Origin of the sequence: Nitrosarchaeum sp. AC2, from assembly GCF_013407385.1 — an archaeon.
GTDB classification, from domain to species: domain Archaea; phylum Thermoproteota; class Nitrososphaeria; order Nitrososphaerales; family Nitrosopumilaceae; genus Nitrosarchaeum; species Nitrosarchaeum koreense.
The window spans coordinates 1260315-1277379 of the sequence record NZ_CP030847.1; the positions used below are offsets into that span (position 1 = coordinate 1260315).

The window sequence follows — 17065 nt, forward strand, 5'->3', positions numbered from 1 at the left end:
AACGTTTCAAAAATACTTGTGAATAGAATAATTCCCATCGGAATAGTATGTGCAGTTGTTGGGATTATTATTATAACGATGATTTTTTCAGGAGATGCCAAGCCAATTCCTCCTGTAACACAGCACGATTTACGAATACTAATTGATCAATGGATGAAAAACCCAGATAAAGATGACAGAAATCAACGCCTGGAAATAATGAAGGCATACTATACTTTTGAAGAATCAGGTCAGAAATTATCAGACGACCAAGAAGGCAGAGTGATGTTAAACCAGATTAGAAAAATGGTTAGCTTTGACATTCCAAAAACAGAACTAGATCAAATGAAAGAAGAGATTCGTGATGAACTAAGACAATTAGGATTCAAAATAGAATCTTGAGTCATAAATGAGAATACTAAATACAATTTGAATCAATATTGGAAAAATGGATGCAGACAGACATGAAATTTAAAAATTACAAACTAATATTTTTCTAGTTTAATTTGAGAATCAGGTCGAAATTTACTCCAAAATACGCCTAAAATAGTAGCCACAGACACCCAAAATACACTAACTGCAATAACAGACATTGTTCTGAAGTCATTTACCAATTCCATAGGGGCAGATATTTCATCAGGATTTGGAGGCATCACTACAAACACTGTGCTGATAAAAATTGCATATCCAACAAAGGAAACAATCTTTTTTTGTGATTGTAATTTTTTGTATAATTGATAAAATCCCACTGCGCCAAAACCAGAGATTGTGATAAATGAAAGATACAGAATTGATCTCAGTATCACAGTTTCAGGGTCACCTACTGTTGGTGGATTTGCAGGATATTTCAAAAATGGGATAAAGTAAATTGCTAACCACATTATTGCCGCAAGTGTAAATGTTTTTTTCAGATCAGTTCTTCCAGGTAATGAACTTCTAGAATATGCGTAAACAATACCAAACAATGCACCAATGGATGTTCCCAAAATTGCTCCAGCTAAAACCTGTCCACCTTTTTGCCAGTATCGATATGAATCAAATTCTGCTCTAAATTCAGGAGTGTCTTTTTCTTCACCTGATGCAAATAGGTGTTGATTTTCAATTCCAATTGCCGTGTCAAGATAGGGTTCAACAAGTATCAAATTTGCAACACCATGTATGGTACCTGCAAGAGCACCTGAAATCAAAACAATTGCAAGAAATAAAGCTGTTTTCATATCATATCACCTTAATGGCACGGGAATCCTGCTGCATGTCTCATGTCGTGAGTTAATTCATGAATGTAAAGATCCTCAAATGCTTGATTACCTAAAACAATGCTAAACAAATGTCCTTGATCGTAACCTACAAGGAATAATCCAAATGCAAAAATAATTGCCAAAATTGCAATTGAGAGAATAGGAACATTAGATTTTGAAACTATAATTTCTTTTGATTGTGACATGAATCATGTAATTTTGCACCACGTACTTAAACGGTTGGATGGTTTATCCAATTAATATACTCTAGGCATGAAAATAATATGAACATATGAAAAAATACAATCATTCTACATTCATGGAATTAACAAATAGAATCACAATCAGATTTAAAATATAAAATACATTTTAAAATTTGTGATTCTAGTCATAACAAAAATATGCAGTCATTGCAATAGTGTTTATTCACATTTCACAAAAAAATCAAATGCATGCCCTAAATGCAGAATTCAATATGACATGTAGAGGAATTTGTGAGAGACACCGTGCTGAAAAAAACAGATACACAGACAATACTAAAAGATGTACTTCGTGTAACGTATATCTGTCATATGACGGAATAAAATGTCCTTGTTGTGATACACAATTACGTTCTAAGCGAAAGTCAAAATTTCGTAATGAATTATAAAGTAAAAATCTAAAACTTTGGAATCATTTTGGTTTTTGCAGTTACTGCAATTATTGAAATGATTGCAATGGCAAGTATCATCATTGCAACTGTACCAAACTCTGGAACTGACACTTGTACAATATCCATGTCTGAGATAATTACATCAATTTTTTGATTGACTTCAGATGAAGGTGCACCATTTTTTATCATGTCTCTTAGTTCTATTCGCATATTGGTTTCAACTTTTTCCATAAGTTCTTGTTGTCCTGCTTGCACTAGTGGAGCCTCCAAGAATTCAAAGTTATCAAGATATGCTTTGGTAGCAAGACTAAGTGCTAAATCGGTATTTCCATTGGCATATTCTGTCTTGGCTTGGGTAAGCAGACTTTTGATTGTATCAACGTAAACTATCAAGTCTGCATCTTCGCTTTCCAGTCCAAGTATTTCATCAATCTCATGAATAATTCCTCCTGCGATTGTTTCAACATCTGCTGGGTCTGCTCTGTTATCATATGCATCATGCAAACCAGTGTAAAGTTCTTCAATCTCTTCTACCTCATGTTCAGGCAAATCAGACTTTACCTCATCAAAGATTTGCTGTGATCTCCAGACAAATGCAGAGCCATCCTGAAACTCTGCCATCTCTCCTATTACACCATCAGATACTGCTTCATGATACTCTGCAATTGAGGTTTGTAGTAATATTTTCATCAAGTTAATTTTAAAATCAGAATCATTACTTAATTCAGAGCCTACAACTGTTTGTCGTGCAATGGACACTATCTCTTTTGCATCATCGATTGCTTGCTGTGCTTGATCTCGAGATACGGTAGTGGTTGCTTTTTGTCCAAGATTCATCAAAATTGTTTGGACTTGAGAGTCAAGTGCGGGATCAGATGCTTGCAGTATTGGCTTCATGGAGTCATATAGCTCGGCTACTGGGTGTGTTGCATGAACCAATGCAAGTTCTGCATTCTTTTCATCAAGATTTTGTTCTAATGCCCAAAAGTGTCCAAGTGTTTCTTCAAGGGATGATGCAAATGAGAGCTTGTCTTGGTCTGATTCTGCAAAAATTAATTGTGAAGTAGAAATCATAAAAACAGCAAAAACAAAAGATATTGCAGTTATGTTATTCAACAGAAATTTACACGATAAATAAATGATTTAAATGGTTTGCACATTATGTGATATTGTTCTATAATCATAGAATAGATATTTGAAAAAATTACAAATTATCTAATCAAATTAAAATCAGTTTTTTAATGAAGATGTGTTTGTGTATTCTCTTTTTGCTTACAGCACACCATTAACCAAAAAACTTGTTTTGCTTCATCCACACGCTTCAGGATCTAGTTGCTATTGGCATTACAAGTCGTCTTAGTGGGTTAATGGTCTCAATTTTTTAAAATCCATTGTATGATTTAGTAATATATGAAATAAGAAATTAAGAGACATATTCCAACATTCATGTTTTTGTAATCATATTATTTTGTATTAGATGAGCATTGCTTGCAGCAAGAAACATCTCTCCATCGTATGTAAGTATAATTTTTAGAGGCCTACTTGGAATATTGTGGTCAATACCTCCTTTGTTATGGGCGATTTTGCTTGTGGTAGTTGTAGGATTAGGTCCGACTGCTGGAATATTTGCAATATCTCTATACATTATGGGATTAAGTGGAAAATACTTGTATGAAATCTATGAATCACAGAATGCATCGGCATATGATGTGATGCATGTTATGGGTGCAACAAGAATGCAGATTGCTAAATTTGTAACAATTCCAGAAGCATTGTCACATATGGGAAATCAGTACCTGTTTTTATTATCATACAGTGTGAGAGAATCATCCATTTTGGGATTAGTAGGGGCAGGAGGAATCGGATTTTATATCATGCATCATCTTGAAAGTCTTAATTATGGAAAGGCAGCCCCGTTTATACTTGCAATACTTGTTGTGACATTAGGTATGGATTATGCCAGTACAAAACTGCGAAAAAGATTGGTTCACAACTAAATTCAATTTCTTATTACAAGAGGTTATCACAATGGGCTATTCTTTGTCTGAAGACATCCAACTATCAAACAAATGAGTTTGTGTGAGTTTTCGTATTGAAAATATTGTGTTTAGAATCAGAGGAATCATTACTACAAAACCTATAGTTGAAATGATCACCTTTGCATTTTCCATCTCCCAATCCACAAAACTGATGAATATTGCAACTAAAAGTAAGATTAACCCGATAAAGATAATGTTGCGTAATACTCTGTGTATTGGTTTATTGACAAGTTGTTTTTCATTTTGTCCATAATTGACTGTAATTGTATTTGATATCCTATCTATTATTCCCTCAGTTTTTCCTATCATCAGAAATATTGGATATGATACAATAAGCGCAGTTAAAATTCCAAGAAACAAAGATGGGCTCATAAAGAATGGTATGTCTGGATTTTCTAAAAGATTTATTATTGTTGGTGTAAAATAACTTAACAACGCAAGTAAGGATACAATTATTACAAAATGAACCATGATTTTTGGTCCATACTTTTTCAAATTATCTTTTTTATTACTCTGTTCTGTTTTTTCTTTAAACGCACCTGCTCCTACAAATCTGCCTACAAAGAAAACATAATTCAAGAGTTTTTTTGGAATGATTGATCTTTGGTCTACAACTGTAGGTAAAGCTCGTAAAAGAAGAGGCATTGCAAGCATGGTGGTAAGGGACACTAATATTGTGACAGGATAGATGGATTCATCTATACTTCCACTGTCTACTCCTAATTTAGCTATGATAAATGAAAATTCTCCAATAGGAATCATCATGGCACCGATAGTGGATGCGCTGATGAATGTGTTTCCTGACATTGATGCTGCAAACATGTTTCCAATGAATTTCCCAACTATAGCTATAATGACAATTGGAATCGCAATCCAAATTGCATCTGGAATTAGTGTGATGTTTACAAGCATTCCAATTGACACAAAAAATATCACAATGAAAAAATCCTTTAACGGTAAAACACGTGGAGTTATCTTTTCAGAAAACTTTGAGGACGCAATTATCATTCCCATCAAAAATGCTCCAATCGCACTGCTCAAACCCAAAAAATGTGCAAGAACTGCCAAACCAAATGCCAAGCCAAGTGCAGTTACAAAAGGAGCTTCCTCCATGTTTATTTTGGATACACGTTCCAATAGCTTTGGAATTACTTTGATGCCTATTGCCAAAGTCAAAACAAAAAACAATATGCTTTGAATTATCAATGATCCTGCGTCAGTTATTGCAAAATGTTCTCCACTTGAAGCATTGCCCAGCAATGTTAAAAGAAGAACAGCCGCAAGGTCCTCTATTATCAATATGGTGATTACAGTATCCCATTCTTTGGTATTTACCAAGTTGAGATCCCGCAAGAATCTAAGCGATATTGCGGTACTTGTAATGGACAAAATACTGCCCAAGAAAAGTGCTTCTAGATGAGACCATCCAAGTGCAATTGCAACAATATACCCCAAAAAGAATACAATTCCAAGCTGGACTGTTCCTATGATGATTCCGTTTAGTCCAACACGTTTTAACTTGTTAATGCTAAATTCTAATCCTACGACAAAAAGCAGTATAATGATTCCAAATTCTGCTAACAGGTTGATTAATTCGGTATCTTCTATTACACTTAATCCGTAAGGTCCTACGATTATTCCAACTAGTATGAATCCTATGATTGTTGGGAATTTTATCTTGTGCATCAGCCAAGCGCCAATCATTCCTCCGCCAAAAAGAATTGCAAGTAAGCTTAGAAACTCCGTTGTTCCTGCTGATACCAATAATTTGTAATGTTAGTTTACAGTTAAAAGTTTACTTTATTTACAATTGGTTTGATACTTCTGTACTAACTTGAATTTTGATTAAAAACCATTACTGCTCATTATGTATTTTACTTTAAATGCCAAAAAATCCATTTAAAATTATTGCAAAGGATATTGTTGATGTTTGGATTGATTGCCATGCTGTTTATTAGTATAATTTCTCTTGCAGCAGGATCTAATGAGCAACTTCTTTTAGATAATACATTATCACAATCAGTTGAAATTCCTAAATGGATTAAAGATAATGTACAGAACCATTCAATTCAAAATAATTCTAAACAAAATATCATATCATTACTTGAGAATTTATCAAATATCGGAATGATAAAAAATGTCGTGCATACTCAAATGCAGATCTATGATATACCACCTAAAGGTGAGATAGATTTTGTAAGTATCTCTGGAAATGTAAATGAGTATGGAAGATCAGGATTTGTGACATTAGAGATACAAAAACCAGATAATACAAAAGAAATTCTATACACACCCATATTGGAAACTGGTTTGTATTCTACAGTTTTTTCAATTAATGATCAATCACAAAAAGGAACATATCGAGTGGCATCTGAATTTAATGGCAAACAACTTTCTGTAATCTATTTCTCTATTGCAGATACTGTTAATGACTCCAAAGGAATTCCATCTTGGTTTGTTACTACTTTTCACTGGTGGATTGACGATAAAATAACTGATGCAGAATTCATTCAGAATATTCAATATCTGATAGATAATAAAATCATAATTATTTTTATAAATAGTCAAACTACTCCAGAACTAGAACTTTCTGTTGAGGGTCAACATTTGGTTCGAAGAGGTACAACTCACACCATAACATCGCATATCACTTATGGAGAGAAACCTGTTGAAGGTGCAAGAGTAACGTTAACAATAGAAGATTATGATGAAGATATAATTCGAGAATTCAATGGATTTTCTGACAATTATGGGAAATTTGTTTTTTCATGGGAAATTCCTAAAAAATATGACGATCTTGAAACTCTATTTGCATATGTCAGTGTGACCTACGAGGATTCATCACTTACAAAATTATTTAAATTTCAAGTATATTGTCTGCCTGGGGAATCTAACTGTAAGATTGATGGAAATAGATGACATACGATTTTAATTATTTAGTTTCAATAACATTTGAGCTAGATTAGCACCAATCTTTTTTACTTGCTGTTCTTGTTTTTGATCTTTCATAGTTCCATCCAAATTGAAAGCTTCATGAGCTTTTGATATTGCTACTTGGGTTGGAATTACAAGTACGCCCATATTTTCAAGAATTGCACGAACGTGAACCAGTCCTCGCAGTCCTCCCAATCCACCAGGTGATGCACTCATTATTCCTGCTACTTTATCTTTAAAACAAGACATTGGGAATTCATCATCGCCTTGTCTTGATGTCCAATCAATAGTATTTTTGAGAACACCAGAAATTGAGCTGTTATACTCTGGAGACGATATTAGAAATCCATGATGAGATAACATCAATTCTTTTAGTTTGTGTGTGTTAGATGATAATCCTTCTTTTTTTTCTAAATCTTCATCATAAAGCGGCATTTGAAAATCACGAAGATCAATTATTGTTACATCTGCACCTGCTTCTTTTGCTCCAGCGGCTGCTACTTTGACTAGTTTTTTGTTAAATGATTCAGTTCTAGTGCTACCTGCAAATGCAAGTATTTTTGGAATCATAAATAAATTTGGTAATTGTTATTTAACAAGTTTTCTAGGACTTGCAATTGTTTATTTCATTGAATTTTGCCCAAGTTTGAGCAAATGAATTCATTGCAATGTGAACAAATTGATCATATGATTTTACCATGGATAATTTTGTATCCACATATGACTGTCGATACTTTGAGCCCAAATCAATCCAATTCTGGTATGAACTACTTAATGACGCTAGATACTTGTCAAATTCCTTTAGAGTTTCTTGAGGAATGTTTAGTTTATCAAAGAATTCTTTTTGCGAGATATAACATGTACCAAACATGTCATCAAATGAATGAAGATATGCAGTGTACAAATCAGAGTATTGTTGCATAGTTAATGGCAGTTGACATTCCATTTTTTTAACTATTTCAGATGTCCTATTTTTCATAATATCGCAGATTGAAATTGGAGATTCATCAGATTTGGTATTTTTTGACAAGGTTGTAATATACACTTGAAGAGATAAAAACATTTTCCAAATTGGTATAATATTTAATTGTAAGATAATTTACTCATCGTTTCTTTGTGAGCTTTTCTTTTTTTCTTTGTTCAACCCAGTTATCAAGCTGCTTTAGAATTTTCCCGAGATCTTGCGTCTGTTTTGTTATACTATATTCTACACGTATCGGTACTTGAGCATAGATTTTTTTTACAATTAACCCATGCTCTTCAAGATCACGTAATCTCTCAGATAATACGGTATTACTTATCATGGGTATGGCTTTTTTTATTTCATTGAATCTGGTGGAATTACTTTCTGAAAGTTTTTTTAAAATCAACAGAGCCCATGTCTTTCCAAGAACACTCCATATTTCATCAGCCTTACATTCTACGTGGTTACGGGTCCTTGCCTCTTTCTCAAATTCTGTTTCCATACCTAGTAGCAAAATACTATCTAATTATAAAAAGGAAGTTGTGAGAAGAGTTTAGAATTGAATTTATTTTAAAAGTCAATTTTACCCATCTTCCCAGTGTTGTAATCCAGTATTGCTTGTGCTATTTCATCTTCAGTATTCATTACAAATGGTCCATAACGAGCAACAGGTTCGCCTAGAGGAATACCTGCAATCAAAAGAACATCCAAAGGCGATGATATTTCATTTGAGGCTTTGATTGTTATCTCATTTCCATCTTGTTCAAATAAAACAATCTGCTCTTTGTGAGCAGAGATTTGTTTGTCTCCAAACAATCCTTCTCCATTTATGACATATGCAAATGCATTGTAATTTTGAGGAATAGCTTGTGTCACTTTGGCATTTGGATGTAAAGTAAAATGAAGATACATTATAGGAGTTCTTGTATTGATGATTGCTTTTTCTCCCATTGATTCTCCTGCAATTACTTTAACCTTGACACCATTCTTTTGTGCAATTGGGATTTTATTTGCCGGTAAATCCTGATAACGTGGATTCATCATCTTGTCTTTTTTTGGCAAGTTTACCCATAACTGAAATCCATGTAATGTTCCACCTTTCCGTGAAAATTCTTTTTCTGGCATCTCTGAATGGATTACACCAGAACCCGCTGTCATCCATTGAATGTCACCTGCCTTTATTTTTCCAGAATGACCTTGCGAGTCTTTGTGTTCAAATACGCCATCAATCATGTATGTGACAGTTTCAAATCCTCTATGCGGATGATCTGGTGCACCTTTAGCTTCTCCAGCAGATATTTCAATTGGGCCCATCTCATCTAACAAAAGAAATGGATCAACTTCTCTAAGGCTGCCATTTGGGAATGCTCTGTGTACCACAAATCCTTCACCTTCTAATGTTGTTTTTGCATTAGTAACTTGCAATACTGAACGAGTCTTTGTTGTGTTTTTTACTAGATTTTGATTTGTTGTGTTTTGTTTCACGATATAGTATGCACTGCTAATTATTTAAATATGGTAGTAATTACTTACTTAGTAGGTTAGAATAACCTTACCACGATAACCTGATCATTTTACAGTCAAATGAATCGATATTTTATCTTCATCAAATATACTAAATGAGCCATCTTCTAATGATTTAACAGATATTTTAGAAGATTCTAATTTTCTTATCATATCGTTTAGTTTATCCTTGCTTGAAAATTGAATTGTAAAATAATCTAATCCTGCAAATTCTGTAGATGCTTGTGATATGTCTTCTCCAAGCCAAGTATTTGTGGCAATATGGTGATGATATTTTCCTGCTGCAAAAAACAATGCACCTTTCATACTTGCAGTGGTTGTAAGACCAAGAATTTCAGAATAGAATTTTTTTGCGTTTGCAAGATTGGATACATGTAGGTGGACATGTCCTATTGATGTATCTGATGGAAATCCACTCCAAGATTTAGTTGATTCGGCAAGCAATCCTTCCATATCAAGTGGTTCTATTGCCATTACTACTTGGTTTTCAATCCATTTCCATTCGGATGGTATTCTATCACGATAAATTTCTATTCCAATATTATCAGGATCACGGATGTAAATTGCTTCAGATACAAGATGATCTGAAAAGCCGTCAATTTTTATCGTATCTTTGTGTTTTAGTAAATGTGAAAGAAATTCTGCCAAATTTTTTCTTTGTGGAAGTAGTATTGCAAAATGATACAGCCCTGCTCTTTGAGTTAAATCGACAGGTTTAGCTGTAGAAAGGGCAACAAGATAAGGCATCTTACCGTCAGGTGAAAGAAATACGATATGATCTGCTTGTTTAACTATCTTGAGACCCAGAAAGGATGTGTAAAATTCTAGAGATTGGTTTATGTCAGATACTTTAAGATGAACTTGGCCTATTCTTGCATTTTCATCAATAGGGGTCACAGTCACATCAGTATTAGAAACTTGAGATATAATGATAGTGTGAAAAATAAATCAGTCTTCTAAAACATGAATTAGATCTTTTAGTTTACGTCTTGATTTTGGTGATTTACGAATATCAGGATAGCCGATACAGAGAATAGATGAAGGCCTCAAATCGGTTCCAAGAACTTGTTTTACTTTATCTTCATCAATCATTCCAATCCAGATAGAGCTTAATCCCAAAGCTGTTGCTACCAATTGAGAGTAAGATGCAGCTAAAGTAGCATCTTGTAGAGAAAACTTTGCAAGCATTTCAGGTGAGAAATTCATCTTAACCCTGCTAGGATTCATACAAAAAACCAAAACCAGTGGAGCATTAACAAATGGTTGACGATTTGCAGCCTCCACAAGTGCTTCTTTTGCTTTTTTACTTTTTACATAAAATACTTCTAATCCCTGAAAGTTTCCAGCAGATGGAGCAGTATCAGCTGCTGCCAAAATCTTTTCAATCTTCCAGTCTTCAACCTTTGTTTTAGAAAATTTTCTTGTAGAACGTCTTGTAGAAATGATTCTAAATATATCAGATTCGGATATTTCAGTTCCTTTTGTTTTGTTTGATAGTATTGCATTAAGAAGAGATGTTGGTTTTTGAGATTTTTTTTCAGATGGCTTTGCATCATCATCTTTTTGAATCCATACAGATGGATAGAATTCTTTTGGGAAGACTTGAACGTATAATGGGTCATGTGGAATTTTTGCATATTCTAAAATCTTTTCCCTAAATTCTCTTGTATTTGCTTCAAGCTGATCTCTGTCTTTTAGTCTAAACTGAACAACATCAGAATTTATTAAAATTTCACTAAAATTGTCTTCCAGTTCTACTTTGCCTACATTATTGTTTTTTAGAATTTCAACTAATTGGTCTAACTCATCTTTGTTTAATACAACAGTATCAATATCATCTTCATCTATACCACTCCAAATGATTCTGCATCCATCCTTTGAAAAATAAGATGGTTCTACTTTAGAAAAAACCATTAATTCAGATATCAAAATCATACATAAAAAAGTAATCTGAGATTTCTCATTTCGATGACAAATAGAAAATAAATATTAAAATTTCACGCAAAAAACAGCTAAATATGAATAAAATGCGAGCTATGGTATTATCTAAATGCGCACCAATTGAGACAAATCCTTTGAAATTAACTGAAATAGATAGGCATGAAATCAAAAGACCAGATGAGATTTTAATAAAAATTGAGGCCTGCGGGGTTTGCCATTCTCAGCTGCATGGAATAGAGGGAGATTGGAAAGATATTGGAATTCCACCGACTTTACCAACAGTCCCAGGTCATGAATTGGTAGGAAAAATTATCGAGGTTGGCAGTAATGTAACTAAATTCAAAGTAGGGGACAGAGCTGGAATTACTCCACTACTTGAAGCTTGTAAAACATGTCAGTATTGTAAAGAAGGTAAGGAACAGCTTTGTGAATCTTCAGAGATCACAGGGGAATCACTCAGAGGAGGATATTCAGAATACATTACAGTATCACAAGACTTTGCAACAAAGATTCCAGATAAAATGAAAGCAGAGTATGCAGCCCCGTTATTTTGTGCGGGAATTACAGCTTACAAAGCAGTAAAAGCTGCAGAACCAAAATCTCACAAAAAGATTGGAATATTTGGAATTGGTGGTGTGGGCCATATGGCAGTACAGTTTGCAAAAGTAGAAGGATCCGAAGTTATTGCATTTTCACGTAGTAAAAATCACCTAGATGTTGCAAAGAAACTAGGAGCAATTGATGCCATGGTATTTTCAGATAAACAGGAATTTCTTGATGAGCTAAAAAATAAACATGGAATGTTAGATGCTGCAATTGTCTTTGCACCAGCAGATGTAGTAACTGATGTTGCAATAAAATCAGTAAAGAAGGGAGGATTAATTGTAATTGCAACAGTTGGAAAGAATCCTACATTTTTTGCATTTGAAGAAAAGACAATTCGTGGAACTGTGATTGGTTCAACTAAAGACATGGAGCAAGTAATCAAGATATGCGATGAAAATAATTTGACAGTAGTCACAGAAACCTATCCTCTTGAAAAAGCAAACGAAGTTCTCAAGAAACTAAAAGAGTCCCAGATTCAAGCAAGAGCTGTATTGATACCTTAATCTACAAAATAGGCTCAAAAATGTCTATATAGATTATTGATATACTATAGGATTACAAGAAAACATTGTGATTTGGTTATACTTTCACATAGCAACTAATAATCATGACAAAAACACCAAAATTTCAACTCGTAGATGATTTTATTGAAGGCGAGTTAGATTATGACGATGATGGAACCTATTATGGAGAATAATATTCCACATTATTTATTGTAAAAAAAATAAAAACATGAATAAAATAAATTTTTAAACAAAATCAACATTAATGTACTATTAGATACAAGAATAATCATGGTAAATTACACAACACAAGTAAATACAATCCACAAAAAATTTACTAGTGCATTAAAAAAGGCAAAAACAAGACAGGCAATAAACAAAGCATACAGTGCACATAGAAAAGATCATGAAAGATTGCTCAAAAGTCATCTTGCCGAAGAAATGAGACAGATTAAAAAAGCCAAAGCAAAACTCGATTAATCAAAAATATTTTTTTATTTTTTAATAAACAAGATTTTTATAAATTTGCAAGATTTGGTTTAAAACTATAAAACAAGAATTATGTGATTCGCTCTATTGCAACAAATCCTTCATCCAAAGTTGGGATATCAAATGAATTGATTTGGTCTAGAATTACTTCTTTTGGTATAGATTTTCCGCTCTTTTTTTCTCTGTTTTTTAATCGTTCAAATATTACATTTTTTGGTAATTCAAAACTAACTGCACTTAATTCCAAGTTTTTTCCATGTTCTAACGCAAATGACTTTAATTCATTAATCAGAGAGATTCGAATGTGGCGTTTTAGATGAGTTCTATCAATTACAAAGTCTTTATCATTTAAAATGCAATCATGTATCTTTTCAAAAAATTTTGAGGTAATGTAATCGAATTTTTTTTTATTTTGTATATAATCAAATGCTTGAGTATATGAAATTCCCATGATATCAGCTAATTCTTCAATAACAAAATCAGTAGAGCAGGCGACGTATTCCTTATGGGAATTGACCCAGGTAGTTTTGCCAGAGCCAGATACGCCAATCATAAATATTCCCTTCATGGAGATAGATGGATTTTGACAATTATTTGGGTATAACCAAACATGCCAAAAGAGGCAAAATTAGAGCAGAATTTAGGCATATTTTGATTCAAAGGGTTTTACAATAGTTTAATTACGACTCGATTTCAAGGAGCTTCAGAAAGATATGCCCTTCGATAGAGATGGCCCAAGAGAAATGTTTACTGCAACCTGTGGTGACTGTGGCAATGAATGTCAAATACCATTCAAACCAAAAGACGACAGACCTGTATATTGCAGAGAATGTTTCCAAAAGCATAAACCTCAAGAACGCTCCGGCGGTTCTAGATTTGGCGGAAGATCAAGTTATGGCGGTAGATCAAGTTATGGCAGAGGATCAAGTGATAGAGGCTCCAGATTCAGTAGAGATGATAGACCAAGAGAAATGTTTACTGCAACCTGTGGTGACTGTGGCAATGAATGTCAAATACCATTCAAACCAAAAGACGACAGACCTGTATATTGCAGAGAATGTTTCCAAAATCACAGACAAAACTAGTAAATTGTTTTGAGTAAAACTCAAAACTCCGAATATTTTATCTAACCAAAGATTTAGAATCTTTCATTTCTGCCAAATATCATTGAATGAAATACCAACCAGGGATAAAATAAAAATTGGAATTAAAGTAAAGATTGTTCAAAAACAAGATCAAAGAAATGGAAACTTGACTGAAGGGACGGTAAAAAGAATTCTTACATCAAGTAAATTTCATCCTCATGGGATTAAAGTGGAATTAGATAATGGAAAAATAGGACGCGTTCAAAGTTTAGTGGCTTAAATAACAGATGATAGAATTTTTCGTATGAACTGTAAAAGATGCCATCATACTAATGAAGCGCACGTATCATCAAATGAGAGTAAATCATTGATGAGGGCAGGTAAATGCAATATTCCCAGTTGTACCTGTAAGCAGTATCTAGACCCTATTCAAGAGATAGATGAAGACTTGATGTAACAATAATTCATATAGTAAATTCTAGTAAAATAGTTTATGAAAAAACATGCACCAGCTGAAGAGATGAAGCAAGAGTTAGACAATTTATTATCCAAACTAAACGCAATGGAAATTGTTGCATCAGATGAATTTCAAAAAGGATCAGTTAAGGTGTTAAGAGCGCTAGTAGAAGGACAGATTCACTCAATTAACGAATTTGAACATTTGAAAAAAGCAATGGACTTGCTTACATTAGAAATTTTCAAATTACAAAATAAGATTAAGAGTTAAGTCTAGTATCACTAATTCCACATTCAGTACAACGAATAATGGTTGATTTTTCTAGTACCTGATCAACTTTCATTTCAGAGCCGCAACAAGGACATGATATTTTTTGAGTGTCTGATTTTTGACGTATCTTATAATCAGGTTTTACCTCTTTTACTTCCTCATTGCAGATAGGACGATATCTTGCAATGATAAGATCAGATATTCTTTTTCGTTCTTCATTTCCTGATTCAAACATTGGTAATATTGCCAGATGTAGTGATTTTTCCAAGGCTGAATTATTCCAGCATTTGAAACTAGGATGATTGGTGAAAAACTTCTCATCTGAGGTCTGCTCGCAATCATCGGCATAAATTATCTTAAAAGAGTCCTTTTGTCTAGACATTATCAAATAGACAACTTTTTCCATTGGAGGTCCCCATTCTGAAAGTTTGATTGGACCGAGAAACTCGTATTGGAGAATTTGAATGCTCAATGAATATAGATCAGATTACTGACTTTTGTTTTTTGCTAGTATGATAAAAATAGTGCCAAGATTTGATCGTAATTAACTTCTTGAAAAGAATAAATTCAAGAGAATAAGATTTTTGTTGAATGAAAGAACCTCATAATCATGCTCAAGTAGGCTATAGCATGATTTTGGTAGCAGCGAGTCTTACAGCGATTGCTCTTGTTGCACTGGCAATAGGTGCAGATGTGCTTTTTGGAGACCATATTCAGAGGGAAAATACGGCTCATTTTGAAGAATGTAAAGCAATTGATTTTAAATCAAAAGACTGTGAGAAATACTGGGATAGAATTAACAACGAAGTATCTGGAATTTATGTAGATCTTGGCAAATAAGTGCAAGACCAAAATAGAAAACTCGATTTATTTCAAGACAATTTATCATTAAAGCATATTAGGTTGATTTCACTAAATTAACCCATGAATGGTTATGAGTTTCCTAAAAATTCAGAAATCACACAACTGCAAGAGAAATTAGATATGCTAATTGAACATCATAAACAAAAATGTAAGTTATATGAAAATGCCAGAAAAAGCAAAAACACAGAGATGGCAAATCGTTTGTATGAGGACAGTAAAATTTTATGGAAATCAATTGAAGACGCAAAAAAAGAAATTAAAAAACTACAATAATTCAGAAAATAATCTAGTAGCCGTTTGCAAAATCTTCCATTGTGTTTAGATTTTTAGTTAGTTTATTCATCGCATAAAATGCGCCACCAACGATTCCTGCATGGTAAAATGTATACAAAAATACAGCCGAAGATGTATGATCAGATTTTGTAAAACTGAGAATTAGCATGGTAAAGAAAACAAATGTTCCAACGCATGTTACAAGTTTATTGAGTATACCATCATTCATTCCAACAATCCTCTTTGTGGCACCTGCCATCAATGCGATGCTAGTAAGAATTAGAAAAGTTGCACCACCGTTTGCAGTTACGTATTCGTTTAACCATGGAAGTAGACCATCTTTCAATATATCAGATTCAGGCATTGTACTGCCTCCGTTTAATGCAAAGTTTACTGCACTGAACATGCTTCCGATAACAAAGAAGAACAAGAATGTTTTAGCAATGGACCTTTTGAGTGGACTGCGTATCTCACTTGGTTTTACGGCTCGCTCAGTAATTCTTACACCATAAAGAAATCCTATTGCAGCTGCTGGCAGAAACATCAGATTAATCAAAATTGGAGATTCTTGGTTAATTGCTTCAATTTGAGGATAGAATACTAGAAACAAAAGTATGGCAAAGGAAGCAGATACTACAAACAAGATCAAATTAAGATATTTGCGGTCACCAGATGCTGTCTGGTCGTATTCCCAATTGTACATTTTTAAGAATCAGAACGAAATCATTAAAGTTCAAGTCGAAAAATCATTTGGTCAAAGTATCAATTCTCTTTACCCTTTTTACAGACTTCAGCCTAACAAATTCAATGAAATTGATTACTTTGGCAGGTGCCGGGATAACAATTATGGGGGTAATTTTTCATCTTCAAGGCCAATCAATAGTGGGTCCAGAATCATCGTTTATGTATTCAAATCCAGAGTGGGTCGACTATGGAATTCAGATTGCAGTAATAGGGACCATAATCATGGCAATTGGAATTAGTTTGAGATTTATTAGAAAATCTAAGCGGTAACTCGAAGAGTTATAGTGCTACGAATTTTTCCTACTTTACGAATCTTTGTTGAGATGATATTATTTAGTTGGTTTATGGTTTCAGTTTCTAATGAAACTACAATATCATAATTTCCAAATGTAATAGTGCAGTCTTTGATTTCTGGAATCTCTTTTAGTTTTAAATAGATTGGATGTTCTTCTCCAATTTCACAGCTGATCAGCATGTATGCTTTTTCCATTTCAATTGCAATG

At 33.5% G+C, this 17065-nt stretch carries 25 protein-coding genes; 11 read left to right on the plus strand and 14 right to left on the minus strand.

What is annotated here, in order from left to right; all coding sequences use genetic code 11:
- Nucleotides 1-18 precede the first annotated feature (18 nt).
- A complete protein-coding gene (locus tag DSQ20_RS07630) occupies nt 19-381 on the plus strand; it encodes a proteinase inhibitor (protein ID WP_179365192.1) in 363 nt (120 codons plus the stop codon).
- 83 nt (nt 382-464) lie between these two features.
- On the opposite strand, the gene DSQ20_RS07635 is transcribed toward DSQ20_RS07630, so the two are convergent.
- The 3 genes from DSQ20_RS07635 to DSQ20_RS07645 all read right to left on the minus strand — a co-directional run bounded on the left by DSQ20_RS07635 (nt 465) and on the right by DSQ20_RS07645 (nt 2985).
- Entirely contained in the window at nt 465-1196 is a 732-nt protein-coding gene (locus DSQ20_RS07635) for a CbtA family protein (protein ID WP_179365193.1), read from the minus strand.
- Nucleotides 1197-1207: 11 nt separating this feature from the next.
- On the minus strand, nt 1208-1423 hold the full coding sequence (locus tag DSQ20_RS07640; RefSeq protein WP_179365194.1) for a CbtB domain-containing protein: 216 nt from the start codon (nt 1421-1423) through the stop codon (nt 1208-1210).
- Between the two features lie 452 nt (nt 1424-1875).
- On the minus strand, nt 1876-2985 hold the full coding sequence (locus tag DSQ20_RS07645; protein WP_255458192.1) for a PEFG-CTERM sorting domain-containing protein: 1110 nt from the start codon (nt 2983-2985) through the stop codon (nt 1876-1878).
- Between the two features lie 368 nt (nt 2986-3353).
- On the opposite strand from DSQ20_RS07645, the gene DSQ20_RS07650 reads away from it, so the two are divergent.
- Entirely contained in the window at nt 3354-3866 is a 513-nt protein-coding gene (locus tag DSQ20_RS07650; protein WP_179365195.1) for an ABC transporter permease, read from the plus strand.
- Nucleotides 3867-3902: 36 nt separating this feature from the next.
- On the opposite strand, the gene DSQ20_RS07655 is transcribed toward DSQ20_RS07650, so the two are convergent.
- On the minus strand, nt 3903-5672 hold the full coding sequence (locus DSQ20_RS07655; protein ID WP_179365196.1) for a cation:proton antiporter: 1770 nt from the start codon (nt 5670-5672) through the stop codon (nt 3903-3905).
- A 162-nt stretch (nt 5673-5834) separates the two neighbouring features.
- Here DSQ20_RS07655 and DSQ20_RS07660 point away from each other — a divergent pair, with 162 nt between their 5' ends.
- Nucleotides 5835-6827 (plus strand): hypothetical protein, encoded by a 993-nt coding sequence (locus tag DSQ20_RS07660; RefSeq protein WP_179365197.1) that lies wholly within the window; start codon nt 5835-5837, stop codon nt 6825-6827.
- A 9-nt stretch (nt 6828-6836) separates the two neighbouring features.
- Here the strand turns inward: DSQ20_RS07660 and DSQ20_RS07665 are convergent, their stop codons facing one another.
- The 6 genes from DSQ20_RS07665 to DSQ20_RS11030 form a co-directional block, all read right to left on the minus strand.
- Entirely contained in the window at nt 6837-7412 is a 576-nt protein-coding gene (locus DSQ20_RS07665) for an NADPH-dependent FMN reductase (protein WP_179365198.1), read from the minus strand.
- Between the two features lie 34 nt (nt 7413-7446).
- Nucleotides 7447-7872 (minus strand): hypothetical protein, encoded by a 426-nt coding sequence (locus DSQ20_RS07670; protein ID WP_255458193.1) that lies wholly within the window; start codon nt 7870-7872, stop codon nt 7447-7449.
- Between the two features lie 73 nt (nt 7873-7945).
- The gene (locus tag DSQ20_RS07675; RefSeq protein WP_179365200.1) at nt 7946-8308 is read right to left on the minus strand and encodes a helix-turn-helix domain-containing protein; all 363 of its coding nucleotides are present in this window, start codon (nt 8306-8308) and stop codon (nt 7946-7948) included.
- Between the two features lie 68 nt (nt 8309-8376).
- On the minus strand, nt 8377-9291 hold the full coding sequence (locus DSQ20_RS07680) for a pirin family protein (protein ID WP_179365201.1): 915 nt from the start codon (nt 9289-9291) through the stop codon (nt 8377-8379).
- A gap of 84 nt (nt 9292-9375) precedes the next feature.
- Entirely contained in the window at nt 9376-10233 is an 858-nt protein-coding gene (locus tag DSQ20_RS07685) for a VOC family protein (RefSeq protein ID WP_179365202.1), read from the minus strand.
- A 45-nt stretch (nt 10234-10278) separates the two neighbouring features.
- Entirely contained in the window at nt 10279-11244 is a 966-nt protein-coding gene (locus DSQ20_RS11030; protein WP_179365203.1) for a nitroreductase family protein, read from the minus strand.
- A gap of 104 nt (nt 11245-11348) precedes the next feature.
- On the opposite strand from DSQ20_RS11030, the gene DSQ20_RS07695 reads away from it, so the two are divergent.
- Nucleotides 11349-12380: an alcohol dehydrogenase catalytic domain-containing protein gene (locus DSQ20_RS07695; protein ID WP_179365204.1), complete on the plus strand. Its 1032-nt coding sequence runs from the start codon at nt 11349-11351 to the stop codon at nt 12378-12380.
- 291 nt (nt 12381-12671) lie between these two features.
- Complete coding sequence (locus DSQ20_RS07700) at nt 12672-12860, plus strand: hypothetical protein (RefSeq protein ID WP_179365205.1); 189 nt, start codon at nt 12672-12674, stop codon at nt 12858-12860.
- A gap of 79 nt (nt 12861-12939) precedes the next feature.
- Here the strand turns inward: DSQ20_RS07700 and DSQ20_RS07705 are convergent, their stop codons facing one another.
- Nucleotides 12940-13437, minus strand: a complete 498-nt coding sequence (locus tag DSQ20_RS07705) for an ATP-binding protein (protein ID WP_255458194.1) — start codon at nt 13435-13437, stop codon at nt 12940-12942.
- 145 nt (nt 13438-13582) lie between these two features.
- Between DSQ20_RS07705 and DSQ20_RS07710 the strand changes: the two genes are divergently transcribed.
- The 3 genes from DSQ20_RS07710 (at nt 13583) to DSQ20_RS07720 (ending at nt 14681) form a co-directional block, all read left to right on the plus strand.
- The gene (locus DSQ20_RS07710; protein ID WP_007551043.1) at nt 13583-13954 is read left to right on the plus strand and encodes a CxxC-x17-CxxC domain-containing protein; all 372 of its coding nucleotides are present in this window, start codon (nt 13583-13585) and stop codon (nt 13952-13954) included.
- A gap of 82 nt (nt 13955-14036) precedes the next feature.
- Nucleotides 14037-14234, plus strand: a complete 198-nt coding sequence (locus DSQ20_RS07715; protein WP_007551044.1) for a YwbE family protein — start codon at nt 14037-14039, stop codon at nt 14232-14234.
- 213 nt (nt 14235-14447) lie between these two features.
- Nucleotides 14448-14681 (plus strand): hypothetical protein, encoded by a 234-nt coding sequence (locus DSQ20_RS07720; RefSeq protein WP_007551045.1) that lies wholly within the window; start codon nt 14448-14450, stop codon nt 14679-14681.
- On the opposite strand, the gene DSQ20_RS07725 is transcribed toward DSQ20_RS07720, so the two are convergent.
- The gene (locus tag DSQ20_RS07725) at nt 14671-15153 is read right to left on the minus strand and encodes a hypothetical protein (RefSeq protein ID WP_179365206.1); all 483 of its coding nucleotides are present in this window, start codon (nt 15151-15153) and stop codon (nt 14671-14673) included. The two genes, DSQ20_RS07720 and DSQ20_RS07725, sit on opposite strands and share 11 nt — an antisense overlap.
- 119 nt (nt 15154-15272) lie before the next feature.
- Between DSQ20_RS07725 and DSQ20_RS07730 the strand changes: the two genes are divergently transcribed.
- The gene (locus DSQ20_RS07730) at nt 15273-15521 is read left to right on the plus strand and encodes a hypothetical protein (RefSeq protein ID WP_179365207.1); all 249 of its coding nucleotides are present in this window, start codon (nt 15273-15275) and stop codon (nt 15519-15521) included.
- 84 nt (nt 15522-15605) lie between these two features.
- On the plus strand, nt 15606-15818 hold the full coding sequence (locus tag DSQ20_RS07735) for a hypothetical protein (protein ID WP_179365208.1): 213 nt from the start codon (nt 15606-15608) through the stop codon (nt 15816-15818).
- Nucleotides 15819-15831: 13 nt separating this feature from the next.
- Here the strand turns inward: DSQ20_RS07735 and DSQ20_RS07740 are convergent, their stop codons facing one another.
- On the minus strand, nt 15832-16521 hold the full coding sequence (locus DSQ20_RS07740) for a hypothetical protein (RefSeq protein WP_179365209.1): 690 nt from the start codon (nt 16519-16521) through the stop codon (nt 15832-15834).
- Nucleotides 16522-16625: 104 nt separating this feature from the next.
- Between DSQ20_RS07740 and DSQ20_RS07745 the strand changes: the two genes are divergently transcribed.
- Entirely contained in the window at nt 16626-16832 is a 207-nt protein-coding gene (locus tag DSQ20_RS07745; protein ID WP_179365210.1) for a hypothetical protein, read from the plus strand.
- Here the strand turns inward: DSQ20_RS07745 and DSQ20_RS07750 are convergent.
- Nucleotides 16822-17052, minus strand: a complete 231-nt coding sequence (locus DSQ20_RS07750) for an Lrp/AsnC ligand binding domain-containing protein (RefSeq protein ID WP_179365211.1) — start codon at nt 17050-17052, stop codon at nt 16822-16824. The two genes, DSQ20_RS07745 and DSQ20_RS07750, sit on opposite strands and share 11 nt — an antisense overlap.
- Nucleotides 17053-17065 lie beyond the last annotated feature (13 nt).

What these genes read in the sequence shown, in the direction of transcription:
- DSQ20_RS07635 (WP_179365193.1), bottom strand. Translation starts at nt 1,196, where the DNA reads ATGAAAACAGCTTTATTTCTTGCAATTGTTTTGATTTCAGGTGCTCTT.
- DSQ20_RS07640 (WP_179365194.1), bottom strand. Translation starts at nt 1,423, where the DNA reads ATGTCACAATCAAAAGAAATTATAGTTTCAAAATCTAATGTTCCTATT.
- DSQ20_RS07660 (WP_179365197.1), top strand. Translation starts at nt 5,835, where the DNA reads ATGTTTGGATTGATTGCCATGCTGTTTATTAGTATAATTTCTCTTGCA.
- DSQ20_RS07665 (WP_179365198.1), bottom strand. Translation starts at nt 7,412, where the DNA reads ATGATTCCAAAAATACTTGCATTTGCAGGTAGCACTAGAACTGAATCA.
- DSQ20_RS07675 (WP_179365200.1), bottom strand. Translation starts at nt 8,308, where the DNA reads ATGGAAACAGAATTTGAGAAAGAGGCAAGGACCCGTAACCACGTAGAA.
- DSQ20_RS11030 (WP_179365203.1), bottom strand. Translation starts at nt 11,244, where the DNA reads ATGGTTTTTTCTAAAGTAGAACCATCTTATTTTTCAAAGGATGGATGC.
- DSQ20_RS07695 (WP_179365204.1), top strand. Translation starts at nt 11,349, where the DNA reads ATGAATAAAATGCGAGCTATGGTATTATCTAAATGCGCACCAATTGAG.
- DSQ20_RS07700 (WP_179365205.1), top strand. Translation starts at nt 12,672, where the DNA reads ATGGTAAATTACACAACACAAGTAAATACAATCCACAAAAAATTTACT.
- DSQ20_RS07705 (WP_255458194.1), bottom strand. Translation starts at nt 13,437, where the DNA reads ATGAAGGGAATATTTATGATTGGCGTATCTGGCTCTGGCAAAACTACC.
- DSQ20_RS07710 (WP_007551043.1), top strand. Translation starts at nt 13,583, where the DNA reads ATGCCCTTCGATAGAGATGGCCCAAGAGAAATGTTTACTGCAACCTGT.
- DSQ20_RS07720 (WP_007551045.1), top strand. Translation starts at nt 14,448, where the DNA reads ATGAAAAAACATGCACCAGCTGAAGAGATGAAGCAAGAGTTAGACAAT.
- DSQ20_RS07730 (WP_179365207.1), top strand. Translation starts at nt 15,273, where the DNA reads ATGAAAGAACCTCATAATCATGCTCAAGTAGGCTATAGCATGATTTTG.
- DSQ20_RS07735 (WP_179365208.1), top strand. Translation starts at nt 15,606, where the DNA reads ATGAATGGTTATGAGTTTCCTAAAAATTCAGAAATCACACAACTGCAA.
- DSQ20_RS07740 (WP_179365209.1), bottom strand. Translation starts at nt 16,521, where the DNA reads ATGTACAATTGGGAATACGACCAGACAGCATCTGGTGACCGCAAATAT.
- DSQ20_RS07745 (WP_179365210.1), top strand. Translation starts at nt 16,626, where the DNA reads ATGAAATTGATTACTTTGGCAGGTGCCGGGATAACAATTATGGGGGTA.
- DSQ20_RS07750 (WP_179365211.1), bottom strand. Translation starts at nt 17,052, where the DNA reads ATGGAAAAAGCATACATGCTGATCAGCTGTGAAATTGGAGAAGAACAT.